The sequence below is a fragment of the Pseudomonas sp. R62 genome (assembly GCF_000257605.1).
GTDB lineage: Bacteria > Pseudomonadota > Gammaproteobacteria > Pseudomonadales > Pseudomonadaceae > Aquipseudomonas > Aquipseudomonas atacamensis.
Map to the genome: position 1 here is coordinate 1,565,134 of NZ_JH635998.1, position 7,637 is coordinate 1,572,770.

General features: G+C 61.1%; 8 protein-coding genes. 6 read left to right on the plus strand and 2 right to left on the minus strand.

Annotated features, from left to right (window positions below; all coding sequences use genetic code 11):
• From rsgA to OQK_RS08295, 3 genes are all read left to right on the plus strand, one after another.
• On the plus strand, positions 1–856 hold an 856-nt coding region (gene rsgA / locus OQK_RS08285), incomplete at its 5' end, for a small ribosomal subunit biogenesis GTPase RsgA (protein ID WP_016771958.1).
• Positions 857–1,169: 313 nt separating this feature from the next.
• A complete protein-coding gene (locus tag OQK_RS08290) occupies positions 1,170–2,129 on the plus strand; it encodes a caspase family protein (RefSeq protein ID WP_016771959.1) in 960 nt (319 codons plus the stop codon).
• A complete protein-coding gene (locus tag OQK_RS08295; RefSeq protein WP_016771960.1) occupies positions 2,129–2,614 on the plus strand; it encodes a toll/interleukin-1 receptor domain-containing protein in 486 nt (161 codons plus the stop codon). The genes OQK_RS08290 and OQK_RS08295 overlap by 1 nt, the downstream gene beginning before the upstream one ends.
• Before the next feature lie 105 nt (positions 2,615–2,719).
• Here the strand turns inward: OQK_RS08295 and motB are convergent, their stop codons facing one another.
• Together motB and motA are read right to left on the minus strand one after the other, a co-directional pair.
• Positions 2,720–3,760 carry a flagellar motor protein MotB gene (motB, locus tag OQK_RS08300; RefSeq protein WP_016771961.1) on the minus strand — a complete coding sequence of 347 codons (1,041 nt, stop codon included), beginning with the start codon at positions 3,758–3,760 and terminating at the stop codon, positions 2,720–2,722.
• A 3-nt stretch (positions 3,761–3,763) separates the two neighbouring features.
• Positions 3,764–4,615, minus strand: a complete 852-nt coding sequence (motA, locus tag OQK_RS08305) for a flagellar motor stator protein MotA (protein WP_016771962.1) — start codon at positions 4,613–4,615, stop codon at positions 3,764–3,766.
• Positions 4,616–4,781: 166 nt separating this feature from the next.
• Between motA and OQK_RS08310 the strand changes: the two genes are divergently transcribed.
• The 3 genes from OQK_RS08310 to OQK_RS08320 all read left to right on the plus strand — a co-directional run.
• Positions 4,782–6,320, plus strand: a complete 1,539-nt coding sequence (locus OQK_RS08310) for an HDOD domain-containing protein (RefSeq protein ID WP_016771963.1) — start codon at positions 4,782–4,784, stop codon at positions 6,318–6,320.
• A gap of 42 nt (positions 6,321–6,362) precedes the next feature.
• Positions 6,363–7,178: a thiosulfate sulfurtransferase gene (gene rhdA / locus OQK_RS08315; RefSeq protein ID WP_016771964.1), complete on the plus strand. Its 816-nt coding sequence runs from the start codon at positions 6,363–6,365 to the stop codon at positions 7,176–7,178.
• Positions 7,179–7,196: 18 nt separating this feature from the next.
• A partial coding sequence (locus OQK_RS08320) for a phosphatidylserine decarboxylase (RefSeq protein WP_038860749.1) occupies positions 7,197–7,637 on the plus strand: 441 nt, incomplete at its 3' end.

Genomic DNA, 7,637 nt, shown 5'->3' on the forward strand with positions numbered 1-7,637 from the left:
CGAAGCTGTTGACGGCGAACTCGCCGGCCAAGTGTTCCGCTGCCACTTGCGCGCCAACCTGCCAGCGCTGGTCACCGGCGACAAAGTAGTCTGGCGGGCCGGCAACCAGGGCATTGGCGTGATCGTCGCGCAACTGCCGCGCAGCACCGAACTGTGCCGCCCCGACAGCCGTGGCCAGCTCAAGCCGGTTGCTGCCAACGTCGACATGATCGTCATCGTGTTCGCGCCGCTGCCCGAGCCTCACGCCAACCTGATCGACCGCTATCTGGTCGCCGCCGAACATGCCGGCATCCGCCCGCTTTTGCTGCTGAACAAATTCGACCTGATCGACGAGCAGAACGCCCCGGCGCTGAACGCGTTGCTGGCGGTGTATCGCACGCTGGGTTATCCGGTGCTGGAAGTCTCGGCGCACCACGGCGATGGCATGGAACAGCTGCAAAAGCAGCTCGACGGGCGCATCAGCGTGTTCGTCGGCCAGTCCGGCGTCGGCAAGTCGTCGCTGGTCAACAGCCTGCTGCCTGAGGTCGAAACCCGCGTCGGGCCGTTGTCGGAATTGTCCGGTCAGGGCACGCACACCACCACCACCGCGCGGCTGTTCCACTTCCCCGGTGGCGGCGAACTGATCGACTCCCCGGGCATCCGCGAATTCGGTCTGGGCCACGTCAGCCGCGCCGACGTCGAAGCCGGTTTCATCGAGTTCGACGACCTGCTTGGCACTTGCCGCTTCCGCGACTGCAAGCACGATCGCGAACCGGGTTGTGCACTGCTCAAGGCCCTGGAAGATGGCCGCATCCAGCAGCAACGGATGAACAGCTATCGCTCGATCATCGCCAGCCTGCCTGAAAACGGCTATTAAACAGCCACGCCGGCAGCCCTACGCGATGGGCTGCCGGTTGTCGGACTGCGTCTGACTCACCTCTCCTCCTCTTAAACGTCAGCTTCTTCTGTAGGCACTTGCACGACTGCTTGCAGGACCTTTCTGTTTTGCCGCGCAGACCTTGTAGGCCTGAGCCAGCGGCCTACATTTCTTTCCTCCTTCGCTCACAGCGACCATCGAGGAAAGCCATGCCAACCTGTGTTTTGTTCATCATCCATTCGTCTCGCGACGCCCGCCCGTGCAATACCCACAGAATCCCCGGCGCGATCCGCCTGCACAAGGCGGTGTGACCATGCGCAAAGGATTGTTCATCGGCATCAACGATTACACGCATATCGGCGGGCTCAGCGGTTGCTGCAACGACGCCATGGCCATGGCTTCGGTATTGAAAAGCAACGCCAACGGCGACCCCAACTTCAAAAATGTCGTACTGACGTCTGCCGAGGATTACCTGAGCCGGGAAAAACTCGAAGACCAGATCCGCGAGTTGTTTTCCGGCGACTGCAACGTCGCCCTGCTGTATTTCGCCGGTCATGGCGGTTTCGACGCCGACACTGACGAAGGCATGTTGATCCCGCAGGACTACCGCAACGCCAAGGACGGCATCCGCATCAGCGACATCCTCAACTGGGCGGACAAAGCCACGCGGATCAAAAACAAAATGATCATCCTCGACTGCTGCGAAAGCGGTTCAGCCGGAGAAGTGCGCGCCCTGCGCAGCGAGAGCAGCATGGTCAGCGAAGGCATGACCATCCTCACCGCCTGCAAAAAAGCCGAGCCGGCGCTGGAGGGCGCGCAGCACGGCGTGTTTACCGGCCTGCTCCTGCAAGCGCTGCATGGCGGCGCGGCGAATATCCTCGGCAAAATCACCCCCGGCAGTCTGTATTCCTTCGTCGACAACGCCCTCGGTGCCTGGGAGCAGCGTCCGGTGTTCAAGACCAATGTGTCGCAGTTCATTTCCCTGCGCGAAGTCTCGCCGCTGATTCCCAAAGAGATCCTGCGCAAATTGCCCGACTGGTTTGCCGAAGCCGAATCGGTCTTGCCGCTCGACCCCAGCTACGAACCCACCGAGAAGGCGTTCGTGCCTGAGCACGGCGAGATCTTCGCCCAGTTGCAGAAGTGCAACCGGCACAGCCTGATCGAACCGGTCGACGCCGAGCACATGTACTACGCCGCCATTCACTCGACCGGCTGCCGCCTGACGGCACTCGGCGCCTATTACCGCGAACTCGCCCTCAAAGGACATTTCTGATGCCAGTCTTTATCAGCTATCGCCACATGGATCGCGCCCATGCGATCGCCATCAACACCCGCCTGACCCAGGCGAAGATCAGGACTTACCTCGACGTACTGGATCCGGAATCGCAGACCACCGATGACATTACCGGGGTCATTACCCGCAACATCACCGAGTGCACGCATCTGCTGGCGGTGGTATCGGAGAAGACTGCGCAGTCCTGGTGGGTGCCGTTCGAGATCGGCGAGGCGACGATCAGCAACCGGCGGATCTGTACGTTCAAGACCGGGCCGGCGCAATTGCCGATCTATCTGGACAAGTGGCCGAAGCTGAGCACGGCCAGCGATCTGGATTTCTTTATCGATGCGTATCGTGATGAGGTGTCGAACAAGCGGTCGATGGCGCTGGATTCGATCAGCGAATCGGTCAAGGGGGCTTACAAGCGCGATGCGGAGATGTTTCATGAACAGTTGAAGAATCGGATTCGTCGGGGATTCTGAGACTGTGCCGGCCTGTCCCCGATTATTTTAGTAACGCTACGAAATGGTCGGGGGCATGAAGCGATAGCCACAAAAAAGCCGACATCACTGTCGGCTTTTTTTCACTTACTGCTTCGGCGCAGGCGCTGCACTCCCCGGCTCGGCCGGTTTCGGCGCCGCATCGTCAAACAAATTCAACCGCTCGCGCAACTCGTGAGCCGGCACTGGCTGTTTGTCCGCCGGCAGCGCATTCGGATCAACCGGGGCTGCCGGAGCAGCACCGTTCTGACCTTGATCCGCCGGTTTCGCCGCCTCAGGCCCCTGCGCACCTTCGATGGCGGCCTGGGCTTTCTTCGTCAGCACGACAATATCGATGCGGCGGTTGACCGGGTTGAACGGATTTTCCCGATCAAACAACGCCGACGAGGCATAACCGACCACCCGCGCCACCTGCGCATCCGGATAGCTGCCCGCGACCAATGCGCGACGCGCGGCGTTGGCACGGTTGGCCGAGAGTTCCCAGTTGCCGTAATCGCCAGTGCCGATGTACGGCTTGGCGTCGGTGTGGCCGCTGATGCTGATCTTGTTCGGCACCGCTTTGATGGTGTCGGCCATGGCCAGCAGGATGTCTTCAAAGTACGGTTTCAGGCGTGCGGAACCGGAATCGAACATCGGCCGGTTCTCGGCGTCCATGATCTGGATGCGCAAGCCGTTCGGGGTGATTTCGAAGAGGATCTGATCCTTGAATTTCTGCAGTTGCGGGTTCTCGTCGACCTTGTTCTGCAGTTCTTGCAGGAGCAGTTCGAGACGCTCCTTCTCGACCTGCTCGGCCATGCCTTCAACCTGATCGGTGTCGACCGTGACCTTGTCCGGTTGCGGCTGCGACTTCACTTCCGGGTTGAGGGTGTTTTCCGGCGCCAGGGTCGGTGTACCGCCGAGGTCGATGATGTACGGCGTGCCGCTTTCGGAGAAGCCGACCGGGTCCTTGAAATAACCGGCGATGGCGATCTTCTGTTCCGGCGTAGCGGTGGACAGCAGCCACAGCACCAGAAAGAACGCCATCATCGCCGTGGCGAAGTCGGCGAAAGCGATTTTCCACGCCCCGCCGTGGTGCCCGGCGGCTATGCGCTTGACGCGCTTGACGATGATCGGCTGATTATTTTCCATGACTTAGCGACCGCGAACCGCTTGTTCCAGCTCGGCGAAGCTTGGACGGTGCGCCGGGTACAGAACCTTGCGCCCGAACTCGACCGCCAGCGACGGCGGCATGCCGGACGCCGAAGCCACCAGCGAGGCCTTGATGGCTTCGTAGACGTTGAGCTCTTCCTTGGCATCGTGGGCCAGGGAATGCGCCAGCGGACCGAAGAAACCGTACGCCGCGAGAATACCGAAGAAGGTACCGACCAGTGCCGCACCCACGTGCAGACCGATCGACGCCTGGTCGCCCTCGCCCAACGAAGCCATGGTCACCACGATACCGAGTACCGCCGCAACGATACCGAAACCGGGCATGCCGTCGGCGATGCCGTTGACTGCGTGGGATGGGTGCTCGAGGTCTTCCTTGAGGCTGTACAGTTCCATGTCGAACAGGCCTTCCAGTTCGTGCGGAGCCATGTTGCCGGAAGACATGATGCGCAGGTAATCGCAGACGAACGCGGTCATGCGTTCATCCTTGAGCACCGCCGGGTACTTGGCGAAGATCGGACTCGCGGCGGCATCTTCGATGTCGCCTTCGATGGCCATCATGCCTTCGCGGCGGCTCTTGTTGAGGATCTCGTAGATCAGCCCGAGCACTTCCAGATAGAAGGTGTGGGTGAAACGCGAACCGAACATGCTCAGGGATTTCTTGAGCACGTGCATCGTCATGTAACCGGGGTTGGCCTGGAGGAACGCGCCAAGGGCCGCACCACCGATGATCAACACCTCGAAGGGCTGGATCAGGGCGGCAATCTTGCCGTGGGAGAGCACGTATCCGCCGAGCACGCTCGCGAATACGACGATGATGCCGATAATTTTAGCCATAGGTAGAAGGTACTTGTTTAAGTCGGGTTCAAGGTCATATTCGGAAGTTAAAAAATCTCTTCTTCTACTTATCGGCAAAACTGCGCCAGACTATAGCCAGTTCAGGCGAAAAGCCAATTTAGCCCATGCCGGGCGCGTCTACAGTCAGTGAAGATCTCGTCCAGACATGGCTAATGAAACGAACATTCCATCGGTAAAACCGAGCACCCTCCAGGCTTGGGTCAAGCTGCTCGACAGCGTTCGCCTGCCCGTACCACAAGAGGCTCACGACAAAGTCTGCCGGGCGATCCGCGACAATCGCAGCTCGCTGCGCGACATCGCCGAGTTGATGCAGGACAGCCCGGCGCTGGCCTTGAGCATCATCCGTGAGGCGAATCGTCACACCCAAGGCACCATGGCCGCGCCAGCGGAAAATCTCGAGGTGGCAATCAATCGCCTGGGCCTTGCGCGCACCGAAGAATTGCTCGCGCGCCTGCCCGCCGAACCGCACCGGCAGATCCCCAAGGCTTTGCGCCAATTGCAGTTGATCAGCCAACACGCGACACAGCAGGCCAACGGCTTTTTTGCCAGTCGTCTGGCGCGGCTGTGGCAGGACATCCACTGGGGCAGCTTGCTGTTTTTGTCGCCGCTGTGGCCCTTGGCACTGACCTATCCGCAGTTGCTTGAGGAGTGGGAACTGCGGGTGATCCACAAGGGCGAGTCGGCACGCGTGGTCGAAAAGCAACTGTTCGGCGTGCGCCTGTTGAAGATCGCCGAGGCACTGGTTCAGGCCTGGCATCTGCCGATCTGGGTCGAGCAAGGCTACAAGTTGCTGCTCAGCGAACAACGCGAACTGGTCAAAGTGCTGCGCATCGCTCGTGACAGCGAGCACCCACTGCGCCAGCAGAATCGCCTCGACGAGGATCCGACGCTACGCCGCTGGCTCAATCAACCCGCCAATACCGTGCTGCTCGCCAACGGCCTGGCGCTGTCGGCGCAACAGGCCTGGGACAGTCCGCACAGCAAGCGCTGGCAGTACCTGACCAGCCTGTATCTGCAGATTTCCATGGATGAAGTGCAGCAACAGTTGCACCAGCAAGCGGCGAACAGCGCGCGTCAGCATGCAATGCCTGATTTGTGGCACCCGGCGGTTTCGCTGATCTGGCCGTGGGGCACTCGTCGCTTGCCGGCCGGCATGCTCCCGGCAGCAGCGCCGAACGCGGATGATCTGGGCCAGTGGCGTCGGCAATGCGCCGAACTGCTCGCCGAGCCCAGCCGCTTCACCAATGCCATGAGCCTGACCGTCGCCGCCCGCGAGGCACTGGTGGCCAGCGGCATGCGCCGGGTGATGATTCTGATGGCCGACCGCACGCACTCGACCCTGCGCGTGCACCAGACCGCCGGGTTGCCGAAGGATGCGTCGGCGCTGAGTATTGTCGTCAGCCAGAGCAAAGTCCTGCAACGCCTGCTCGCTCAGCAGGCGCAGGTGCGGATCACGCCGGAGAACAACGCGCAATTCTCTGCCTTATTGCCAGCGAGCCTGCGCACGCTGTTTCGCGGTGAGCACTTATTCTTGCGCTCACTGGTGAATAACGGCCGGGTGATCATGATCGTCGTTGCCGATCAGGGCGGCGGGCCGTTCGCCGACATCACCGTACAAGCCTTCGGCAAAACCGCGCAGTGCATCGAAAAAGCCCTGCACAGCTTTAGCAGCCGCGGCCAATGAGCCTGCGCTACAATCCTCCCCTTTGTGCTCTGGAGACCTCACATGTCTGACTTCTCTGGCTTGCCGCTTGTCATCGAGCCGAGCGACCTGCTGCCGCGTCTGGAGTCCCCGGAACTGATCCTGGTGGACCTGACCAGCCCTGCCCGGTATGCCGAAGGTCACTTGCCCGGCGCACGTTTTGTCGACCCGAAACGCACCCAGCTCGGCCAGCCACCGGCGCCCGGGCTGATGCCGGCGAAGGCCGATCTGGAAGCGTTGTTTGGTGAACTCGGTCATCGCAAAGATGCGGTCTATGTCGTGTATGACGATGAGGGCGGTGGCTGGGCCGGGCGTTTCATCTGGCTGCTCGATGTCATTGGCCACGACAAGTACCACTATATAGACGGTGGTCTGCCGGCCTGGCTGGCGGACGGCATGCCGATGTCGATTCAGGTGCCGGCCGCCATCGGTGGCCCGGTCTCGCTGACCCTGCACGACGAACCGACCGCCACCCGCGAATACCTGCAAAGCCGTCTCGGCGCCGCCGATCTGGCGATCTGGGACGCGCGTGGGCCGCTGGAATATTCCGGCGAGAAAGTCCTCGCCGCCAAGGGCGGACACATCCCCGGCGCGGTCAATTTCGAATGGACCGCCGGCATGGACCAGACGCGTCAGCTGCGTATCCGCAGCGACATGCCGCAGATCCTCGAAAACCTCGGGATCACCAAGGACAAGGAAATCATTACCCACTGCCAGACCCATCACCGGTCGGGCTTCACTTATCTGGTGGCCAAAGCCCTCGGTTATCCGCGGGTCAAGGGCTACGCCGGTTCCTGGGGCGAATGGGGCAACCACCCTGACACGCCAGTCGAGATTTAAGGTTTTTAAGGACAACTAATGAAAGAGCGTCTGTTTATCCTCAGCCAGTACCTGCTGCCGCATCACCTGCTGTCGCGCCTGGCCGGCTGCATCGCCGAATGCCGTGTGCGCTGGTTCAAGAATGCCTTCACCCAATGGTTCGCCAAGCGTTATCAAGTGGACATGTCGCAAGCACTGGTCGAAGACCTGACCGCTTACGAGCACTTCAACGCATTCTTCACGCGTGCGTTGAAAGACGGCGCGCGTCCACTGGACGAAACTCCGGGCGCGATCCTCAGCCCGGCCGACGGTGCGGTGAGTCAACTCGGCCCGATCGAGCACGGTCGCGTGTTCCAGGCCAAGGGCCACAGTTTCAGCGTGCTCGAATTGCTCGGCGGTGATGCGGCCAACGCAGCGCCATTCATGGGCGGCGATTTCGCCACGATCTACCTGTCGCCGAAGGACTACCACCGCGTGCAC

Coding starts and splice junctions, on each gene's coding strand:
- rhdA (WP_016771964.1), top strand. CDS start 6,363: ATGTCTGACTTCTCTGGCTTGCCGCTTGTCATCGAGCCGAGCGACCTG.
- OQK_RS08290 (WP_016771959.1), top strand. CDS start 1,170: ATGCGCAAAGGATTGTTCATCGGCATCAACGATTACACGCATATCGGC.
- motA (WP_016771962.1), bottom strand. CDS start 4,615: ATGGCTAAAATTATCGGCATCATCGTCGTATTCGCGAGCGTGCTCGGC.
- OQK_RS08295 (WP_016771960.1), top strand. CDS start 2,129: ATGCCAGTCTTTATCAGCTATCGCCACATGGATCGCGCCCATGCGATC.
- OQK_RS08310 (WP_016771963.1), top strand. CDS start 4,782: ATGGCTAATGAAACGAACATTCCATCGGTAAAACCGAGCACCCTCCAG.
- motB (WP_016771961.1), bottom strand. CDS start 3,760: ATGGAAAATAATCAGCCGATCATCGTCAAGCGCGTCAAGCGCATAGCC.